Source organism: Pseudomonas sp. GW821-FHT09C08, from assembly GCF_059418125.1.
Genome location: NZ_JBWKPG010000011.1, coordinates 91,225 through 111,222, shown reverse-complemented (window position 1 = coordinate 111,222; position 19,998 = coordinate 91,225). Strand labels below are relative to the sequence as shown.

At 62.8% G+C, this 19,998-nt stretch carries 16 protein-coding genes; 6 read left to right on the top strand and 10 right to left on the bottom strand.

Annotation, left to right across the window (positions count from 1 at the left end; genetic code table 11):
* Positions 1–157: 157 nt before the first annotated feature.
* The 7 genes from AC07OJ_RS27650 to AC07OJ_RS27620 all read right to left on the bottom strand — a co-directional run bounded on the left by AC07OJ_RS27650 (position 158) and on the right by AC07OJ_RS27620 (position 9,858).
* The gene (locus tag AC07OJ_RS27650; protein WP_106802571.1) at positions 158–1,492 is read right to left on the bottom strand and encodes a TolC family outer membrane protein; all 1,335 of its coding nucleotides are present in this window, start codon (positions 1,490–1,492) and stop codon (positions 158–160) included.
* On the bottom strand, positions 1,489–2,814 hold the full coding sequence (locus tag AC07OJ_RS27645) for an HlyD family type I secretion periplasmic adaptor subunit (RefSeq protein ID WP_495095589.1): 1,326 nt from the start codon (positions 2,812–2,814) through the stop codon (positions 1,489–1,491). Before AC07OJ_RS27645 ends, AC07OJ_RS27650 begins: the two co-directional genes overlap by 4 nt.
* Positions 2,811–4,547, bottom strand: coding sequence for a type I secretion system permease/ATPase (locus AC07OJ_RS27640; protein WP_065910165.1), 1,737 nt, complete (start codon positions 4,545–4,547; stop codon positions 2,811–2,813). The genes AC07OJ_RS27645 and AC07OJ_RS27640 overlap by 4 nt, the downstream gene beginning before the upstream one ends.
* Positions 4,548–4,712: 165 nt before the next feature.
* Positions 4,713–5,333, bottom strand: coding sequence for a heme acquisition protein HasA (locus AC07OJ_RS27635; RefSeq protein WP_065910164.1), 621 nt, complete (start codon positions 5,331–5,333; stop codon positions 4,713–4,715).
* Positions 5,334–5,414: 81 nt separating this feature from the next.
* The gene (locus AC07OJ_RS27630; RefSeq protein ID WP_495095588.1) at positions 5,415–8,075 is read right to left on the bottom strand and encodes a TonB-dependent receptor; all 2,661 of its coding nucleotides are present in this window, start codon (positions 8,073–8,075) and stop codon (positions 5,415–5,417) included.
* Between the two features lie 199 nt (positions 8,076–8,274).
* Entirely contained in the window at positions 8,275–9,273 is a 999-nt protein-coding gene (locus tag AC07OJ_RS27625; protein WP_495095587.1) for a FecR family protein, read from the bottom strand.
* Between the two features lie 63 nt (positions 9,274–9,336).
* The gene (locus tag AC07OJ_RS27620) at positions 9,337–9,858 is read right to left on the bottom strand and encodes an RNA polymerase sigma factor (RefSeq protein WP_028618031.1); all 522 of its coding nucleotides are present in this window, start codon (positions 9,856–9,858) and stop codon (positions 9,337–9,339) included.
* Positions 9,859–10,065: 207 nt separating this feature from the next.
* On the opposite strand from AC07OJ_RS27620, the gene aroQ reads away from it, so the two are divergent.
* A complete protein-coding gene (gene aroQ, locus AC07OJ_RS27615) occupies positions 10,066–10,515 on the top strand; it encodes a type II 3-dehydroquinate dehydratase (RefSeq protein ID WP_065910157.1) in 450 nt (149 codons plus the stop codon).
* Positions 10,512–11,360, top strand: a complete 849-nt coding sequence (locus tag AC07OJ_RS27610) for a shikimate dehydrogenase (RefSeq protein ID WP_495095586.1) — start codon at positions 10,512–10,514, stop codon at positions 11,358–11,360. Before aroQ ends, AC07OJ_RS27610 begins: the two co-directional genes overlap by 4 nt.
* A gap of 505 nt (positions 11,361–11,865) precedes the next feature.
* Here the strand turns inward: AC07OJ_RS27610 and AC07OJ_RS27605 are convergent.
* Positions 11,866–12,531 carry a TetR/AcrR family transcriptional regulator gene (locus AC07OJ_RS27605; protein ID WP_065910346.1) on the bottom strand — a complete coding sequence of 222 codons (666 nt, stop codon included), beginning with the start codon at positions 12,529–12,531 and terminating at the stop codon, positions 11,866–11,868.
* Between the two features lie 77 nt (positions 12,532–12,608).
* Positions 12,609–14,510, bottom strand: a complete 1,902-nt coding sequence (gene quiC / locus AC07OJ_RS27600; protein ID WP_106802562.1) for a 3-dehydroshikimate dehydratase QuiC — start codon at positions 14,508–14,510, stop codon at positions 12,609–12,611.
* 220 nt (positions 14,511–14,730) lie between these two features.
* Here quiC and AC07OJ_RS27595 point away from each other — a divergent pair, with 220 nt between their 5' ends.
* The gene (locus tag AC07OJ_RS27595; RefSeq protein ID WP_065910151.1) at positions 14,731–16,065 is read left to right on the top strand and encodes an MFS transporter; all 1,335 of its coding nucleotides are present in this window, start codon (positions 14,731–14,733) and stop codon (positions 16,063–16,065) included.
* Here the strand turns inward: AC07OJ_RS27595 and AC07OJ_RS27590 are convergent, their stop codons facing one another.
* Positions 16,066–16,944, bottom strand: coding sequence for a DMT family transporter (locus tag AC07OJ_RS27590; RefSeq protein WP_065910150.1), 879 nt, complete (start codon positions 16,942–16,944; stop codon positions 16,066–16,068).
* 185 nt (positions 16,945–17,129) lie between these two features.
* On the opposite strand from AC07OJ_RS27590, the gene AC07OJ_RS27585 reads away from it, so the two are divergent.
* The 3 genes from AC07OJ_RS27585 (at position 17,130) to AC07OJ_RS27575 (ending at position 19,573) form a co-directional block, all read left to right on the top strand.
* Positions 17,130–17,546, top strand: coding sequence for a membrane lipoprotein lipid attachment site-containing protein (locus AC07OJ_RS27585; protein WP_495095585.1), 417 nt, complete (start codon positions 17,130–17,132; stop codon positions 17,544–17,546).
* 155 nt (positions 17,547–17,701) lie between these two features.
* The gene (ypfJ, locus tag AC07OJ_RS27580; RefSeq protein ID WP_065910147.1) at positions 17,702–18,589 is read left to right on the top strand and encodes a KPN_02809 family neutral zinc metallopeptidase; all 888 of its coding nucleotides are present in this window, start codon (positions 17,702–17,704) and stop codon (positions 18,587–18,589) included.
* Positions 18,590–19,573 (top strand): alpha/beta hydrolase, encoded by a 984-nt coding sequence (locus tag AC07OJ_RS27575; RefSeq protein ID WP_495095584.1) that lies wholly within the window; start codon positions 18,590–18,592, stop codon positions 19,571–19,573.
* The last annotated feature ends 425 nt before the right edge of the window (positions 19,574–19,998 follow it).

Genomic DNA, 19,998 nt, shown 5'->3' with positions numbered 1-19,998 from the left:
AACACCTCAGATTTGGACGCCATCATAGCGCCCGATTGAGGTGTCCAAAATCATTAGGCCAGTTCAGCTTGCCTGCGAAGGCGGAGGGTCAGTCGGTATATGGGTTGACTGACACAACGCCTTCGCGAGCAAGCCCGCTTCCACAGGGGCTTGCATTTCAAGGCAAAGGTGGCGGCTGGAAATACCCTGCCAACGCCTGCAAGTCCTGCTCGTTAAGCAACCCTGCGTAATACTTCAATTGAATCCGCGCCAGCAGATACGCATGCCGCGCGTTCGCCAGGTCGCGGCGGGCGGTGTAAAGCTGTTGTTCGGCGTCGAGCACGTCGAGGTTGACGCGCTCGCCGCCGCTGACGCTCTTTTGGGTCGCGGTGACCAAGGCGGTGGCGGAGCTGACGGCCATTTCGTAGGCACGCACTTTCGCCGCGCCGCTGGTGTTGAGGTTGAATTGCTTGCGCAGCTCCACCAGGGTCGCCGAGGTTTGCGCATCCAGTTCGTATTGGGCCTGGGACAGTTGGTGCGCCGCCTGGCGGGTGGACGCCGACACGCCGCCACCGGCGAACAGCGGCAGGCTGACCTGGATACCGACACTGTTGGTGTCGTACTTCTGGTTGTAGCTGCTTTCGGAGTCGGAGCTAGTCTGGCGGCTGCTGGCGTAGAGGCTGACCTTGGGCATGTGGCCGGCGCGTTTACGCTCTACTTCATATTCGGCAACGTCCAACGCGTGGTGCTGGGACTTCAGCTCCGGGTTGTTGGCCATCGCCAGTTCGCGCCAGGTGTCGAAACGGTTGGGCTCCAGCGGCGGAATCGCAAACTGGCGAGCCAGCGGTGCCAGTTCTTCGATCTGCAACGGTTGGCCGACGATGGCTTCCAGCTCGCGCAGGGCACTGTCCTGGGTGTCCAGCGCCTCGATTTCCTCGGCCTGGGCCAGGCTCAGGCGGGCCTGGGTTTCCAGCACGTCGGTGCGCGTGCCTTCCCCGCCCTTGAGCAGGCGATCATTGAGTTGCAGGCGTTCGGCAAACGCGCGCTTCTGTGCGCGGCTCAGCTCGATACGCTCCTGGGCCAGCAACGCCTGGCTGTAGGCACTGAGTACGCGCACCGCGAGTTCCTGGCTCTTGCCGCGAAACCGTTCATCGGCCATCAGCGCCTGGGCAGTTCCCTGGCGAAAGCGCGCATAGGCTTCGTAATCCAGCAGCGGTTGCTGCAAGGTCAGGGTCGACGCATAGCTGCGGTAATCGCGGTCGCTGGTGACATTGCCCACCGCGGTGCTCTGGGTCACTTCGGATTCATTGCGCGAATTGTTATAGCTCCAGGACAGGTTCGGCAGCAGCCCGGCGCGGCTGATCGCACGATTCTCCTCGCCGGCCTCGCGCTCCTGGATCGCGGCCTGGAAGGTCGGGTCATTGCGCAGGGCCAGGTCGTAGGCATCCAACAAACCCAGGGCCTGCGCCGCCGGTGCGCAACTGAAACACAGGGTGAACAACAACGCCTTCATTCTTCCACCAGCGCCATGTGGGTGCGATCCAGCAACGGTTTGAACAGGTAGTTGAGCATCGAGCGCTCACCGGTCTTGACGAAGGTTTCCACCGGCATGCCGGGGCGGATCTGCACGCCGTCCAGTTGCTGCATGCCGGCCGCGCTGACCTGCGCGCGCAGCGTGTAGTAAGGCTCGTCGGTGCGCTCATCGACCTGGCGATCCGCCGACACCAGCGTGACCTCGCCGGCCACCCGTGGCGTGGTGGATTGGTTGAAGGCCGAGAACATCAACTCCACCGGCAAGCCGGGGTGCACCTTGTCGACTATCTGCACCGGCACTCGCGCCTCCACCAGCAGCGGCTCGCCCTGGGGCACGATGTCCATCAATGCCTGGCCAGGCTTGATCACCCCGCCTTCGGTAAACACATCCAGGCCGACCACCACACCGCTCGCGGGCGCACGCACCAGGCTGTTGGCCAGCTCAAACTCGGCCGAGGCCAGGCGATTGCGCAGGTCATCACTGCGAGTACGGGTATCGGCCAATTGGCCGCGCAGGTCTTTCTGGAAGTCTTCACCGAGCTGGCGGATGCGCAGGCGCAGCTCCAGGACCTGGCGCTGCAATTGGCCAATACGGCCGTAGTCCTCGGCGATGGTGCCGTCGATCTGGGCATACAGGCGCTCGCTGTCGAGCAGGCGATTGCGCGGGATGTAACCGTCGCGCGCCAACTCGCGCAGGCCCTGCAGTTGCTCGCTCAGCGCTGCACGTTGCTGGACCTTGCTGGCCTGCGAGTCGCGCGTGCCACGTAGCTGCGCCTCGATCCCGGCGATGGTTTCGCGCAGGCCTTGCTGCTCGGTCGCCAGCGCCTGGGCGCGACTGCTGAACAGCTGGCGTTGCAGGTTCAGGGTGTTGGCAGCCTCGGGATCGTCAAGCAGCTCGGGGCCAAAGGTGACCGCCGCCAACCCTTCGCTTTCCGCACTCAAGCGCGCTTCGCTGGCCAGGGACGCAAGGTACTGGCTGCGCAGGGACTGCATCTGCCCACGCAACGGGGTTTCCTTCAAACGCAGCAGCACCTGGCCGGCGTTGACCACGTCACCGTCGCGCACTTCGATGCGCTCGACGATACCGCCCGCCGGATGCTGCACCGTCTTGCGATGGCCCGAGACCATGACCTTGCCCGGCACCGCCACGCCCTTGTCCAACGGCGCCAATGCCGCCCAACCGAGGAAGCCGGCGAAGCCACCCAGCACCAGCCACCAGCCCAGGCGCGAGTATTTTTTGTCATCCAGCGCCAGCACATTGTTCGGCTGATCACTGACCAACACCGGTTTACTGCTGCTCATGCCTGTTTTCCTTCACCGAGGCGGTAACTCATGCTCATGGTCGACACCGGCTTGGGCGCCGCGGGTTTCTGCCGCGCCTCCAGCACCCGCGCCGTCGGGCCAAAGGCTTGCAACTGGCCGTCCTTGAGGATCAGCAACTGGTCGGTCAGCGTCAGCACGTTGGGTTTGTGGGTAATCAGGATCAGCGTGCGGCGCTGCTGCTTGAGCTGGGTGATCGCCTGCAGCAGGGCCTGCTCGCCCACCTCGTCGAGATTGGCGTTGGGCTCATCCAGCACGATCAGCGCGGGCAAGCCGTACAGCGCGCGGGCCAGGGCCACTCGCTGTTTCTGGCCACCGGACAGGCCGGCACCGCCCTCCCCCAGTGGGGTGTCGTAGCCCTGGGGCAGTTGCAGGATCAAGTCATGCACGCCCGCCATTTGTGCGGCGGCGAGGACTTTGTCGGCGTCCACCGCCTCAAAGCGCGCGATGTTTTGCGCGATGCTGCCAGCGAACAGCTGGATGTCCTGGGGCAGGTAACCGATGTGCGGACCCAGTTGCTGCTTGTCCCAGTGACTCAGGTCGGCGCCGTCCAGCCGCACCTTGCCGGCCAGCGGCGCCCAGGCCCCCACCAGCACCCGCGCCAGGGTGGACTTGCCGCACCCCGACGGGCCGATCACGCCGAGCACTTCGCCTGCCGGCAGGTTGAAGCCGAGGTTGGCCAGCGCCGGGCGCCGACTGCCTGGAGCGCAGGCGCTGATCTGCTCGACACTCAGTTGCCCCTTGGGCACCGGCAAGCTCATGCGCTCGGGGCGCGCCGGGTTGGCCTCAAGCATCTGCGACAGGCGCTCGTAGGCCAGGCGCGCCGAGCCCCATTGCTTCCAGACGCCAATCAGTTGGTCGATGGGGCTCAGCACGCGGCCCATCAGGATCGACCCGGCAATCATCATTCCCGGCGTGATCTCGCCCTGCACCGCCAGCAACGCGCCGAGGCCCAGCACCAGCGACTGCAACGCCAGGCGCACGCCCTTGGACCAGGCCGTGACGGCCGCGGTCTTTTCACTGGCCAGGTTCTGCTGCGCAAGAAACGCCTGGTGCTGGCGGAACCAACGCCCGCGCAAGGTGGCGAGCATGCCCATGGCCTCGATGGTGTCGGCATTGCGCAGGTTCGCCGTGGCCTGCTGGCTGGCGCTGATCGACAGTTGGCTGGCCAGGGCCATTGGCGCCTGGCTGACGCGGTGGTTGAGCCAGGCCAGCGCGATCAGCATCACCGCACCGCCCAGGGCCAGCAGGCCGAGCCAGGGGTGGAACAGGAAAATCACCAGCAGGTACACCGGAAACCACGGCGCATCGAAAAACGCGAACAGCGCCTGGCCAGTGGCGAACTGGCGCAGGGTGGTCAGGTCATGCAGCGCCTGCCCCGCCGCCTGGGTGCCGCCCTTGAGTTGCGCTTCGAACGCGGCGTCGTACACCCGCTGGTTCAGGCGCATGTCCATCTGCGTGCCGAGGCGGATCACCACCTGGCTACGCACCCACTCCAATGCGCCCATCAGGCCGAACAGGCCGAGGATCATCAGCGTCAGCATGAGCAGGGTCATCTGATTGCCCGAGGCCAGCACCCGGTCGTACACCTGCAGCATGTACAGCGCCGGGGCCAGCATCAGCAGGTTGATCACCGCCGAGAACAGGCCGATGTTGAAGAAGCCACTTTTATAAGCCGCGAGGGCGGCCAGGGTTTCGTTGCCGGCGTGGCGCATCTGGGGATTCTCAAAGGGTTGAGCGGGCAGCGTCGTTGCGTTGACAGGCCATGCGACGCTGCGCAGAATTCGGCACCGCCGTCGCTTGAAGAGTTAGAAGGCTTGGCGACAGCGGTGTAATGCGGCGAATGGGAGAGCGATCTTCCATTCGCTTTTTTCATGGCATCAGGCTGCCAGGGCGAAGTCCTGAGGCACATCCTGAACGCCCACCAGCGCCACATCGGCAGCGGCGACCGACGCCGAGTCGACATGAGCAACACCGGCAGCCGCCAGTTGATCGAAGGTGGAGTTGACCGACAGGCTTGGGTCGATGTCCTTGAGCAGGGAGTCGATCGCCGAGGCCAGTGCCGTGCTGTCGCCGCTCATCAGGCCGTAGATGATCTGGTGCACCTGGCCGTCACGGCCCTCGGACTGCAGGCTCGACAGGCCCAGGTTGGTGAAGCTGACTTCCTGCTCGGTGAGGGTGTAGCCACCGCTGCTGGCGCCGCCCGACAGGATAGTGCCCAGGTTCAGGGAGTCGATCGAACCCCACAGGGTGTGCGACGGCGGGTTGAACAAGGTGTAGTGCAGGTCACCGTTGGCGACCACCGCCGCGTTGCTGACCGTGCTCGACACACCATATTGGGTGCCGTCGAACGGACCAGGATTGAAACCACCGGTGTTCGAACCCTCTTTGACCGAACCTTCACGGTGGTTCAGGTCACCAAAGTAAGCGGACCAGTCGCTCAGGTACTCGGCAACCGTGTTGGCGGCATAGGTTGTGCTGTATGAAATAGAAATGCTCATGCAAAACTCCAAGTCATGGGGTGGTATCTCCACAGCAAGCCAGTGCCTGCTGTGGTTTTGCCCGTCAGTGGGCAAAATCGGTCAGAACTGGTATTCAACGGTGCCCTGCAACGTGCGCCCACGCCCGAGGGTAAAGGCCAACACGTCGCCCAGCGGCACCAGATAGGCGCGGTCGGTGACGTTTTCCATGGCCAGTCGCAGGGTCAGTTGGTCGGTGGCGCGGTAGCTGCTGTAAAGGTCGTAGACGGTGTAGGGCTTCCAGTCGGCCGGATAAACGCCGGTTTGCGACGTGGTCACGCCGACGCCGCCTTTTACGTAGTAACCGCCGCTGTAGCGGGCGCGAACGCCCACATCCAATTTGCGCTCGAAGAAGCGCGCACCCAGCGTCGCGGTGCCGCGGTCCATCGGCATATGTTCGGAGGAGCCCAGGATTGCGCTGCAGCTCTGCCCCGCATTGGCCACGTCGTCCGGCACCATCGCGTCTACAGGCGCACGGCTACCCGGGCCTTTCTGGATCTTGGTGACACCGCCCAGCCATGCGGTCTTGCTGCAGAACTTGTTGCTGCCGAGCATGCGTGTGTAGTTGAACTGGCCATAGGCAAACCCGGCGTCGTAATCCAACTGGTATTCGAGACCGCGAAAACGCGTGGTCTCCAGGTTGTTCACATACGCCGCATTGCCGATATTGGCGATGCCATAACCGGGCGGCTGCACGCCCAGGGCCATGTAGGAAAAGTCGTCGACGCGGGTGTTGAAGTAGGACACCTTCATGCCCACGCGGTCATCGGCGAACACCAAGTCTTCCTTCAGCACGTTGAAGCCGACTTCCCAGGCGGTGGACGTCTCCGGTTTCAAGAAGGGGTTGGGGAAAATCGACTCCGAGCCCCCGCCATGGGGCCGGCCGCTGACCAGACTTTCGGTGACTGCCGGCGGGCGCCAGCCCTTGCCGTACGTGGCGAAGAGTTGCAACCAATCCACGCCAGGCTTGATCGACAGGCCGAAGGTCGGCGAGAAATGCCCCTCTTCCCGGTCCACGTCGTAGGTCATGGGCAAGCCGACCTGCCGGGTGGTGCCAATAATGAAGGTACGCGTGTTCAAGCCGGTTTCGCCGCGCAGCCGATAGCGGTCGTAACGCAAGCCGGCATTGAGGCTCAGCCAGTTGTCATAGTCGTAATCCAGGCGCGCGAACAGGCTGCCGAGTGCCCGGTCCCCCTCGGGGGTGATGCTTTCCGCCGCAGAAGCGGTCACCGCCGAGCCTGCCTCCACCATTTGGTTGGAGTCCGGGCGGACTTTGTCGTAGAAGAACTCCAGCCCATAGTTGGCCTTGAGCACGGACAGCTCGCCCAAGGCAAAGGTCGAGATGTTCTGGGCCTGCAAACCGTAGGTGTTGGTCTGGTAGGTGACCTCGTACCCCTTGCTGCTGCCACGGGTCAGGGTGCTCTGGTCATTGCGGGTATCGACGTAGTAGAGCTTGGCCTTGAAATCGATCAGCGGGTTGTCCGGCGTGTAGCTGTAGTCCAGCGCGAAGTTCTGCGCCGTGACATTGCTGCTGCCAAGCTTTTCCCATAACTGGGCTTTCTCGGCGGTCATCATGTTCACATCATCGTAGCCAACCTCGGTGGTCAGATAGCTCAGTTGCAAGCGCTGGTCCACCGGCAGATTGATACCGAGCTTGAGCAGGCGCGAACGCATCACCGAGCCCGAATAAGCGACGGGGGTGTTCTTGATCCGTTCCTGACTGTTCGGCAGGAAGGAGCTGCCGGTGCGCAGATCGCCGATGCTGCCTTGGGTGCCAGGTTTGTAATCACCGAGGTGGCGCTCACTGGCGGCCACCAGCATGTCCCACACGTCGGTCCCCACGGCAAACGCCGAGCTGCCGATAAAGTGCGTGCCGTTGCTGCGCCCGCCCAGCCCCGTGGTGAGACGAATGCGCCCGCCGATTTCCTTGCCGTCCTTGAGCAGATCAGCCGCCTCCACGGTACGGAAATTGGCAACCCCGCCAATCACGCCCGCACCGCCCATGGTGGAGGTAGCGCCCTTTTCGATGACGACTTCGGACAACAACTCCGGGTCGACATACAGGGTGCCATTGCGTTGCTGGTGACCACTTTGCTGATAGTTCTGGCGCATGCCGTCGACCGACATGTTGACGCGGCCGTAGTCCTGGATCCCGCGAATATTCACCGACAGGCCAGGGTCCTGCTGACTGACCGCCGAGTAGACGCCTGGCGCCTCCTCGAGCATTTCGGCGGCATGGCGCGGCGGGTTGCGATCCAGCTGTTCACGCCCGACCACACTGACCGAGCGCGGCGAGGAGTACACCCAATCCTGGGCGTGCTGGCCGGTGATGGTGGTGGTTGCCAGCGACAATGCCGGGGTGCTCGGCTGCTCGACGCGGGTCAGGGTGACCTGGCGCTCGCCGGTAAAGCGGTAGTCCACCGGGGCGGCGCCGAGCAGGCGGCCGAGGCCTTCCTGCACCCCGAAGCTGCCCTGCAGCGCGGTGCTGTTCAAGCCTTGCAGGCGCTGGCTGTCGAACAACACCTGCAGGCCGGCCTGATCGGCGAAGGCCAATACCGCACTGCCGAGCGATTGCGCGGGAATATTGAACGTCAGCACTGCAGGCTGGGCCGCTGCCACTTGCGGCTGTGCGGCGAACACCGGCGCCGCTGCCGCGAGCAGGCCCAGGTGAATGGCCAGGGCTAACCGGCTACCGGTGATACGCCCCTTGTTGAGTGCTGACATTTGTGTTTTTCCCTGCGTAAGCGTTTTTGTTTATGCGAATGCTTCTCACCTAGCAAGACGTGCGACGCGCAGGAAGTCAGTAAGATTTTTTTCAAAGTTTTTAAATGAGGGGGGATTGGCAGGCAAAGACACGCGCAGGAGCCGGCTTGCCGGCGATGGCGTGGGAAAGATCTCGCGGGCGCCACCACCAGCAGGGGTGTTAATAGATCAGGCTGAGGCCTGCCAGGTCCAGGCGTTGCACTTGCAATTCCTGGGTCAGGGTACCGAGGGCGGTGTCGAGCATGTCGAGGCGGAAGACCCCGCTGACTTCGCGATCGCCCAGGTCCGCACTGGTCAACACCACGCGCCCCGGGCGGTAGCGGTTGAGTTGTTCGATGACTTTGGCCAAGGGCTGGCGATCAAAGATCAACACGCCGCGACGCCAACTGGTGGCGCGCTCTACATCGAACTGATCCAGGGGCACGATGCCTTCCTGGGGGCTGTAGCGCGCGGCCTGGCCTTCCTGGAGCACACGGTCGCTGGGGCCTTTTTTCGGCGAGGCTTGCAAGGACACCGCAACGCTGTGCTGCAACACGCCCACCCAGGCCTGGCTGCTCTCCTCGCGGTCCACCACAAACCGCGTACCCAGCGCGCGGGTCTGCCCGCCGGCGCTTTGCACCACGAATGGCCGGGTCTCCTTGCCGACCATCGGCGCCACATCGAAAATCGCCGAGCCCTGGAGCAGGCTGATGCGCCGTTGCACGCCGTCGTAATCCAGGCGAATGGCACTGGCGGAATCCAGTTCCACCGTGCTGCCATCGGCCAGGTGCACGGTGCGCACCTCGCCTTTCTGGGTGACATAGTCGGCCTGCAGGCGTAGCCAGGCATCCGGCCCGCGCACCCAGCCGACACCCGCCGCCACCACGACCAGCGCGACGGCCGCCGCCCGCTGCCACGGCCTTCGCCGCGCCGAGCGGCGCACCGGCAGCAGCGCCGCAGGGGGCCGCTGACGGTGTACCGCCTCATCCTTATGCACCTCGCCCAACGCCGCCCAGGTCTGCTCGGCAAAGCGCAGCGCCGCTTCGTGGCGACTGTCACAGGCGATCCAATGGCGCAGCTCGGCCTGCTCCTGGTCGGTCAGGGCACCGGCGTGCAGGCGCACCGCCCACTCGGCGGCCACCTCGGTAATGCTGTGCTGTTGCGGACCCTGGCTATTCACGTGTGAATCTCGAATTTTTCGTTATATAACGCTGTGACGACTGACCTGGCGTTTTTCGGTAATTCATTCGTCGGATGGCGCCACCTCGCCGTCCTGCAGGCGCTGCATCACGTAGGCCAAGGCCTTGGCCAGATGCTTTTGCACGGAGCTGTCGGAGATGTCCAGGTGCCGGGCAACCTGGGCGTGGGTCATGCCCTCGATGCGGTTCAGGCGGAAAATCTGCTGGGTGCGCTCCGGCAACTCCGCCAGTGCCTGCTTCAATGCCTGTCGCTGTTGCTGCGCCATTGCCTGAGCCTCCAACCCGGCCACTTCATCTTCAATCTCGGCCAGCGCCTCGTGGGGCACGGAGTCTGTCTTGCGCCGCGCTTCCTGGCGAATATGGTCGATCAGCAGATTGCTCGCCGTTCGATAGAGATAGCCCTGGGAGTTGTCGATGCGCTCGCCGGCCGGCTTTTCCGCCAGGCGCAGGAAGCTCTCCTGCACCAGGTCCGCGGCCAACTGCGGGTCCCGTACCTTGCGCGCCAGATACCCGCGCAGGGTATCGGCGTGCTTGAGAAACAGGCCTTTGAGATCCACGTCCGACAAACCGACTCCCTGGAATGTTAAGGAAACAGGCGGGCATCTTAAGCGTTGTCGAGAATGATTTTCAATTGATATCTAATCTGATCCGTCGCGCCTCAAGGTCTGATTAACGGTTCGGTAATCGAACACATCCGCTGCCATCAATTGACCAAATTAACCATCCAGTACATTTTATCCGCACAACTAACAATAAGTGTGGAGACAGCCCTTATGCCGCCCATCGTGCTGGTGCTCAACGGCCCCAACCTCAACCTGCTCGGCACCCGCGAGCCGACCACCTACGGCCATGAAACCCTCGCCGATGTCGCCGCCCTGTGCGGCCGCAGCGCTGAGCAACTGGGGCTGAAAATCGAATTTCGCCAGACCAACCACGAAGGCGAGCTGCTGGACTGGATCCACGGCGCCCGCGCCCGCTGCGCCGGGATCGTGATCAACCCGGCAGCCTGGACCCACACGTCAGTGGCGATTCGCGACGCGCTGGTGGCCAGTGAAGTACCGGTGATCGAAGTGCATTTATCCAACGTGCATGCGCGCGAGGCGTTTCGGCATCACTCGTTTGTGTCGCCCATCGCCAAGGCCGTGCTTGCCGGGTTCGGCAGCCATGGCTACCACTTGGCCCTGGAGCATTTCAGCCAGTTGCTGAAGGGATCGACGCAATGAAATCGCGCATCCTCGCCGGCCTGATCGGCGCCGGCATCCAGGCTTCTCGTACGCCGGCCCTGCATGAGCAGGAAGGTGACGCCCAAGGCTTGCGTTACCTGTATCGGCTGATCGACCTGGAACCGCTGAAGCTGGACCTCAACGCCCTGCCCGACTTGCTCGATGCCGCCGAGCTGATGCATTTCACCGGCCTGAACATTACCTACCCGTGCAAGCAGGCGATCCTGCCCTTGCTCGATGAATTATCCGACGAGGCCCGCGGCATTGGAGCGGTCAATACGGTGGTGTTCAAGGACGGCAAACGCATCGGCCACAACACCGACTGCCTGGGCTTTGCCGAAGGGTTTCGGCGAAACCTGAGTGATGTTGCCCGCCAGCGCGTAGTGCAAATGGGCGCAGGCGGCGCGGGTGCGGCAGTGGCCCACGCGCTGCTGGCCGAAGGCGTGGAGCAATTGAGTGTGTTCGATGTGGACGCCAGCCGCGCCCGCGACCTTGTGGATAACCTCACGCAGCGCTTCGGCGCCGGTCGCGCCCAAGTCGGCCATGACCTGGAAAACGCCATGGCCGAAGCAGATGGCCTGGTCAACACCACGCCCATGGGCATGGCCAAGCTACCGGGCACACCGGTGCCCGCTGCGCTGTTGCGAGCGCAACTGTGGGTGGCGGAAATTGTGTATTTCCCCCTGGAAACCGAGCTGCTGCGCGACGCCCGCGCCTTGGGTTGCCGCACCCTGGATGGCGGCAACATGGCAGTGTTTCAAGCGGTCAAGGCGTTTGAATTGTTCAGCGGCGAGGTGCCGAATGCGCAGCGCATGCTGGCGCACTTTCAGCGCATGAATAGCTGACTGTCGAAACACGACCAACTGTAGGAGCCGGCTTGCCGGCGATAGCGGTTTGCCAGCCGATAGCTGTCCACCCGACGCACCGCCATCGCGGGCAAGCCCGGCTCCCACAGTTTTGATCGCCGTTCGGGCTTGGGATTCGGGGTGCTGCACCGACATCTGAGCGGGAGGCACAACTCGGCTCCAACCTTGAAATACACTTCAAATGTGGGAGCGGGCTTGCTCGCGAAGGCGCCAGATCAGTCACCTCCTGCAGCGACTGACCCACCGCTTTCGCGAGCAAGCCCGCTCCCACAGTTTTGATCGCTGTTCGGGCTTGGGATTCGGGGTACTGCACCGGCATTTGAGCGGGCGGTACAACCCGGTTCCAACCTTGAAATACATTCCAAATGTGGGAGCGGGCTTGCCCGCGAAGGCGCCAGATCAGTCACCCCCTGCAGCCACTGACCCACCGCTTTCGCGAGCAAGCCCCACAGGGACTGCATTCCTTCCCGAATATCGCGCGTACTCAGGCCTGCAAGTACCGCATCACCGAATCGCAAATCATCTCGCGATGCCGCTGCTTGATCGCCTCATCCGACAGCTCGATCTGAAAAATCTCACTGAACGTATGGCGATTGGACACGCGGTAAAAGCTGAATGAGTTGATCAGCAAATGCACGTCCAGCGGGTTCAGCCCTTGGCGGAACACGCCCAACTCAGCCCCGCGCTGCAAGGTGGCGCCCAGCCCTTCGAGGATGTTGCTGTTCATCGCCTTGATCGAATCGGAGCGCTTCACGTATTCGGCGTTGTTGATGTTTTCGATGCTGACAATGCGCACGAAATCCACGTTCTGGTCGTGGTGATCAAAGGTGAACTCCACCAGTCGGCGGATTGCTTCGCGCGGTTCCAGCGCGGTGAGGTTCATCCGCGTTTCGGTGTTGCGGATATCGCCGTAGAGTTTCTCCAGCACCTCGACGTACAACTGCTCCTTGCTGCCGAAGTAGTAATAGATCATGCGTTTGGAGGTGTGGATGCGCTCGGCGATCGCATCCACGCGAGCGCCGGACAGGCCCTGCTGGACAAACTCGACGATGGCTTCCTGGAGAATGTTTTCGCGGGTCTTTTCCGGATTGTTCTTGCGACTCTTGCGCGGTGCGTCTGACACCGCGGGGAGTTCGGGACTCGAGGTCATGGTGCGCTCACGGCCATTGTTATGCAGGCGGTGATTATGGGCCGCGGCGCTCCCCGAAGGAAGCACCTGGCCCGCCGTCATAAGCGTGCCTGACGCACTGCACCGCTGCGCGATTTGGCCATCGCCGCCAGGCGCACCGCCACGTTGGCCGCGCCATAGCCGGCATAGCCGTTCTTGCGCTGGATGATCTCGAAGAAAAACCGCCCCTCGAACGGTTCGGTGTACACGTGAAACAACTCACCGCCCTGCGCGTCGCGGTCGTACAGCACGTTGTAGTACGCCAGTTCGCTGAGGAACTCGTCGTCAAAATCGAAACGCGCCGCGAGGTCGTCGTAATAGTTCAGCGGAATATCCAGCAGCGGCACCCCGGCCTCTTTCGCCCGGCGTACCTCGGCGAAAATGTCCGCACAGTCGAAGGCAATGTGGTGCACGCCCGAGCCGCGATAGCTCGACAGGGCGTGGGAAATCGCGGTGTTGCGGTTCTCGGAAATATTCAGCGGCAGGCGAATCGAGCTGCAGCGGCTGCGCAGGGCGCGACTTTTCACCAAGCCATACGGGTCGGGCAGCACCACTTCGTCATCGGCTTCGAAATCCAGCAGGCTCTTGTAGAACAGCACCCAACTGTCGAGGCTGTCGGCCGGCAGCGCCATGGCCATATGGTCGATGCGCAGCAAGCCACCGCTGGCGGCAGTGGCCGGTTGCAGGTTGAAGTCGGTGTCGTAGAGACCGCCCTCGCTCGGGTCCACCAGGTAAATCAGGCTGCCATCCGGCGCGCGCACGGCGGCCAGTTCCAGCTCGTTCGGGCCCACGAGGCCGCGATAGGGCTGGCCCTTGTAGGCCACTGCCCGCTGCAGGGCCTTGGCGCTGTCCTTGACCCGAATCGCCGTGGCACACAACGACGGTCCATGGGCTTCGAAAAAGTTATGCGCGAAGGAATACGGCTCGCAGTTGAGGATCAGGTTGATATCACCCTGGCGCAACAGGCTGACACTCTTGGACCGGTGCTGGCCGGCCTTGACGAACCCCAGGCGCTCCAGCCAGTGAGTCAGCTTGGCGCCAAGGCTTTCATCCACCGCAAACTCGAGGAACTCGATGCCGTCGTATTCGCTGGCCGCCGGGGTTTCGAAAAGGATCTCCACCGGCACCGCAGGTTGCTCCTGCGCCAGGCGCTGGCGGGTCTTCTCCTCCAGGTACAGCAGCGACCGCAAGCCATCCGCCGCATTCGCACGAGTGGGCGCGGCGCGGAAGCCGTCGTTGAAAATCTCCAGGGACAACGGCCCGGTGTAGCCGCTTTTTATGATCGGTGCGAGAAACCCCGCCAGGTCGAATTCGCCTTGGCCGGGGAAGCAGCGGAAATGCCGGCTCCACTCCAGCACGTCCATGGCCAGGATCGGCGCGTCGGCCATCTGTACAAAGAAAATCTTGTCGCCGGGAATCTCGGCGATGCCACTCGGGTCGCCCTTCAGCGACAAGGTGTGAAAGCTGTCGAGCAATACGCCGAGGCTGGGGTGATCAATCTGGCGGACCAGGTTCCACACCTGCTGCCAGGTGTTCACATGCTTGCCCCAGGCCAGCGCTTCATAGCCGATGCGCAAGCCACGCCGGCCAGCGTGTTCGGCCAGCAGGCTCAAGTCATCCAGCAGGATGCGTTCATCGCCGACGCAATCGGCCGAGGCGTTGCTGCACACCAGCACCAGGTCGGTGCCCAGTTCCTGCATCAAGTCGAATTTGCGCTCGGCGCGCTCCAGGTTGCGCGCCAGGCGGTCGCGGCGGCAGCCTTCAAAGTCGCGAAACGGCTGGAACAGGGTGATGGCAATGCCCAGGTCGGCACACATTTGCCTAACTTCCCGAGGACTGCCGTCGTAATACAGCAGATCGTTTTCGAAGATTTCTACGCCATCAAACCCGGCAGCCGCGATGGCTTCGAGTTTTTCCGGCAGGGTTCCGCTCAAGGAAACGGTGGCAATAGAGCGTTGCATGGGGCGACTCCCGGCATTTGAGGCTCGTCTTATTTACGGCAAATTATTCGCCGCTAAACTGTTCACAGCAATTGAAATGTACGAACCGGTTAGTTTTCAGTGCGATTATCGAACACAATGGCTGTTGACGAATTGACGATTTTTTAACCGCTGCGCACCATCGATTCCGTATCAAGACCCAGAACACACCATAAAAATTTCAAAAAACGGGTACGACCTCATGCCTTCGCAAAACTCCGTCCTGGCCGCGCGCCCGGGCAACCCGCACGCCGGCATCGGCGACAAGATTCGCGGCGCCCTGGCCGTGGGTAAAACTCGCTGGGGCATGCTGGCCCTGGTGTTCTTCGCCACCACCCTCAACTACATCGATCGCGCCGCCCTGGGCGTGATGCAGCCAATCCTCGCCAAGGAGATGAGCTGGACGGCGATGGACTACGCCAATATCAACTTCTGGTTCCAGGTCGGCTACGCCATCGGCTTTGTGCTGCAAGGTCGCTTGATCGACCGCGTCGGCGTGAAGCGCGTGTTCTTCTGCGCGGTGCTGCTGTGGAGCCTGGCCACCGGTGCCCACGGCCTGGCGACCTCGGCCGTCGGCTTTATGGTCTGCCGCTTTATCCTCGGGCTGACCGAAGCCGCCAACTACCCGGCCTGCGTCAAGACCACCCGCCTGTGGTTCCCGGCCGGCGAGCGCGCGGTGGCCACCGGCATCTTCAACGCCGGCACCAACGTCGGCGCGATGATGACGCCGATGTTGCTGCCGTTGATCCTGCACGTGTGGGGCTGGCAGGCGGCGTTCCTGTGCATGTCGGCGCTCGGCGGGATCTGGCTGCTGTTCTGGGGCTTGAAGTACTACAACCCGGAAGACCATCCGACGGTTAAACAGTCCGAACTGGACTACGTGCAACAGGAAGTCGAGCCGGAACAACCGCGCGTGCCGTTCAGCCGCATCCTGCGCATGCGCGGCACCTGGGCCTTCGCCCTCGCCTACTCGATGACCGCGCCGGTGTTCTGGTTCTACCTGTATTGGCTGCCGCCGTTCCTGAACCAGCAATACAACCTGGGCATCAACGTGACCCAGATGGGCATCCCGCTGATCATCATCTATCTGACCGCCGACTTCGGCAGTGTGGGTGGGGGGATTCTCTCGTCGTTCCTGATCGGCCGTGGGATGAACTCGATCAAGGCGCGGTTGTTGTCGATGCTGCTGTTTGCCTGCTGCATCGTCGGCGTGATCATGGCGGCCGGCTCCAGCCAGCTGTGGGTCGCGGTGTTTGCCATCTCCCTGGCCATCGGCGCGCATCAGGCCTGGACCGCGAATATCTGGAGCCTGGTGATGGACTACACGCCCAAGCACATGATGAGCACGGTGTTCGGCTTTGGCGGGATGTGCGCGGCCATCGGCGGCATGTTCATGACCCAGATCGTCGGGCATATCCTCACGGTGACCAACAACAACTACACGGTGTTGTTCACCCTGATCCCGGCGATGTACTTCATTGCGCTGACCTGGATGTACTTCATGGCGCCGCGCAAGATTCCCACCGTAGACGTCTGATCACCTGCGCCGCTGCTGCCAGGCAGCGGCCAACCCGCTCATGCAGATCACCCCGATGCCGACCACCGTGGTCACATCGGGGGTATGGCTGAACACCAGCCAGCCCAACAACCCCGCAAAGACGATCTGGCAATAGCCGAACGGCGCCAGCAAGGCCGGCGCCGCAAAGCGGAACGCCTGGGTCAGCATCAAGTGGGCGGTCATCCCGCAGGTGCCCAGCGCCAGCATCAACGCACCATGCCACAGCGTCGGAACCTGCCAGAAGAACGGCACCAGCGCACTCATCACCAGGGTATTGCACAGCCCGGCAAAGAAGTTGCTGGTGGTGGGCGTGTCGTATTGGCTGAGGATGCGCGTGAGCAATTGGTAAAAGCAGAAGAACAGCGCCGAACACAGCGGCAGCAGCACCGCCGGGGTGAACAGCTCGCCGCCGGGGTGGATGATGATCAGTACCCCGACAAACCCGCAGATCACCGCCAGCCACTGGCCTCGGGTCACGTGCTCGCCGAGCAGCGGCACCGAGAGCGCGGTCACCAGGATCGGCGCGAGGAAGTTCACCGCCGTGGCTTCCGCCAGCGGGATGTAATGCAGCGCTGCAGTGAAGAACAAACTCGTGCCCAACAGGCACAACGCCCGCACCACCTGCATCCCCGGCCGCTTGCTGCGCAGCACGCGCAAGCCGGATTGCGGCAGGAAAATCCCGGCCATCAACACGGTATGCACCAGGTACCGCGCCCACACCACCATCACGATCGGGTAGAACCCGGCCAGGTATTTGGACAACGCGTCGTGGCTGGAAAACAGGAACGTCGCCAGCACAATCAGCAGGATGCCTTTGAAAGGATGGTTGACGCCGGAAAGGGGGGTGCTGACAGTCATTGAATTCTCTTGCGTGGCGAGCTGAACGCGGTGGCACTCAACCCGGTAATCTAGCAGCCGGGCATGCGTCTGCCCCCAGAGCATAACCAAACACCGTGCGAACAGCGCACTAAATCACGGGATTCGAGTCCAACGCTGCACCTCAGCCCCTGCGTTGCACACTTTTTAACCAAGGCCTTGCTGCTATGAAAAAAACCCTCTTTGTTCTTTCTGCCCTCGCCCTGCTGACCGCCTGCAACCAGGAGTCCAAGGAGGCACCCAAGCCTGCGCCACCGTCTGTGCAAGCCACGCTGGTGCCCGAAACCCCGCCCACCGATAAGTGGGTCGGCAAGTGGATCGGCGTCGAAGGCCTGAACCTGACCATCGCCAAGGACGACAGCGTCGGCCGTGGTCACTACATCCTCACCATGCAATACGGCCTCGACGCCGACGACTCCGGCACCTTCAAAGGTGAAGCCGCCGAAGACGGCATCGCCTTCACCCGCCCCGACGGGCCGCAACTGCTGCGCGCTGGCAACGGCGAGGCCACCGGGCTGAAATGGCTGGCGGAGAAAAAGGACTGCCTGGTGGTTGATAGCGGTGAAGGCTACTGCCGCGATTGAGCCGTCCAACCTGACACAACTTTCATCTGGCGCCCCTGCCAGCACGGGCTGAGAGCAGCGATACTACGCAGCTCTCGAACCTGTCGGACAGCCGGGCTGGCGCCATTCCCACGCACCAACAACACTGTTTCAGAGTTCATCGAGAGGATTGCCCCATGCTATGGAAAAAAGGCCGACGCAGCGACAACGTGGTGGATGCCCGCGATGACAGTGGCGGCGGCGGTGGCGGCATGCGGTTTGGTGGCGGCAAGGGCCTGAGCCTGACGGCAATTGTGCTGATCGTCGGCATCGGTTGGTTGACCGGCCAGGACCCGCTGCAGATCCTCGGCCAGTTGACCGGCCAGATGGAACAGGCGCCCTCGGTGAGCACGCAGCCACGCCAGGCACCGCCGGCCAACGACGAGCAAGCGGACTTTGTGCGCGCGGTGCTGGGTGATACCGAAGACACCTGGGCCCAGGTCTTTCAGGAAAATGGCCTGGCCTACAAGAATCCGAAACTGATTCTGTTCCGTGGTCGGGTCAATTCGGCCTGCGGTGGCGCCACCTCGGCCAGCGGCCCGTTCTATTGCCCGGCCGACCAACAGGTGTACCTGGACCTGGATTTCTTCCGGGAAATGTCCCAACGCTTCAAGGCCGCCGGTGATTTCGCCCAGGCCTACGTGATCGCCCACGAAGTCGGGCACCACGTGCAGACGCTGCTCGGCATCTCGGCCAAGATCCAGGCCGCGCGCCAGCAGGGCCGGCAACTGCAAGGCGATGGCGGCCTGCTGGTGCGCCAGGAATTGCAGGCCGACTGTTTCGCCGGGGTCTGGGCCAACCGCGCGCAAAAGCGCCTGAACTGGCTGGAGCCTGGCGATATTGAAGAAGCACTGAATGCGGCCAACGCCATCGGCGATGACCGTTTGCAGCAACAGGGTCAAGGGCGCGTCGTGCCGGACTCGTTTACCCACGGGACCTCGGCGCAGCGGGTTCGCTGGTTCAAGACCGGCTTTGCCCAGGGCCAGATCACTCAATGCGACACTTTTACCGCCAAGAGTCTTTAGATGAATAAACGATTGGGATTGCTGCTGGGCTTGTTGATTACCTGTTCCTCATCCACCTGGGCCGCCGAGAAAGAACATGGGGTCAAGGTGGTCAGTCCCGATCGTTTTCACCTGGATGCCGGCGACCTCAGCCTGGGCTTGAGCCAGGACTGGCGCCAGCCGCTGCCCCAGGTCACTCGCGCGTTGATCATCGTGCACGGCCGCCTGCGCAATGCGCAGACCTACCTGCAAAGCGGTGAAGACGCCGCCGAGCACGCGGGCCAGGCGACCAACACGCTGGTGATTGCGCCGCAGTTTCTGAATGAGTCCGACATCAAGCGCAACCACCTGGACAACCAGGTGCTGCGCTGGAACGGCAACGACTGGATGGCCGGCGAGTCTTCCGTCGGCCCAGGCCAGGTCAGTTCCTACGGCGCCCTGGACCAGATCATCAAGCACCTGGGCAATCGCAAGCTGTTTCCGGCGCTGAAAGAGATCGTCGTCGCCGGCCATTCCGGCGGTGGCCAAGTGGTCCAGCGGTTTGCCCTGACCGGCCACGACCACCCGATGCTGCAGACCGAAGGCATCAGCCTGCGTTACGTGGTCGCCAACCCATCGTCCTACGCGTACTTCACGCCACAACGTCCGGTGAAGTTCGACACCGCCAGTTGCCCAGGCTTCAACGACTGGAAATACGGCATGCAAAACTTGCCGGATTACGCCAAGGGCCAGAGCGCCGAGCAGCTTGAGCAGGCCTACGTGTCACGCAACATCACCTACCTGCTGGGCCAGCAGGACACCGACCCGAACCACCCGGCGCTGGATAAAAGCTGCGCCGCCGAGACCCAAGGCGCGTATCGCCTGATTCGCGGGCACAACTATTTTGACTACCTCAAGCAGCGGCACCCGCAGTTGAGCCAGAAACTGGTGGAAGTGCCGGGCGTTGGGCATAACGGCGACGGCATGCTTACCTCGCCTGAAGGCCAGAAAGTACTCTTCCAATAACCCCACATCCCTGCAGGAACCGGCTTGCCGGCGATGGTGGTGGGTCAGCCAACCCCTCTATCGCCCATGCGGCCGCTTTCGCAGCCTCGCTGGAGCTCGACAACTCCCACAGGGGATCGCGGGGTGGGCTGTGAGATCTGTGGCGAGCGATTTTCTACCTGACAACCACGGTCAAAATGTGGGAGCTGGCTTGCCTGCGAAAGCGGTGGACCAGCCAACCCCTCTATCGCCCATGCGGCCGCTTTCGCAGCCTCGCTGGGGCTCGACAACTCCCACAGGGGATCGCGGGGCTGCTTGTAAGATCTGTGGCGAGCCATTTTCTACCTGACAACCACGGTCAAAATGTGGGAGCTGGCTTGCCTGCGAAAGCGGTGGGCCAGCCAACGCCTCTATCGCCCATGCGGCCGCCTTCGCAGCCTCGCTAG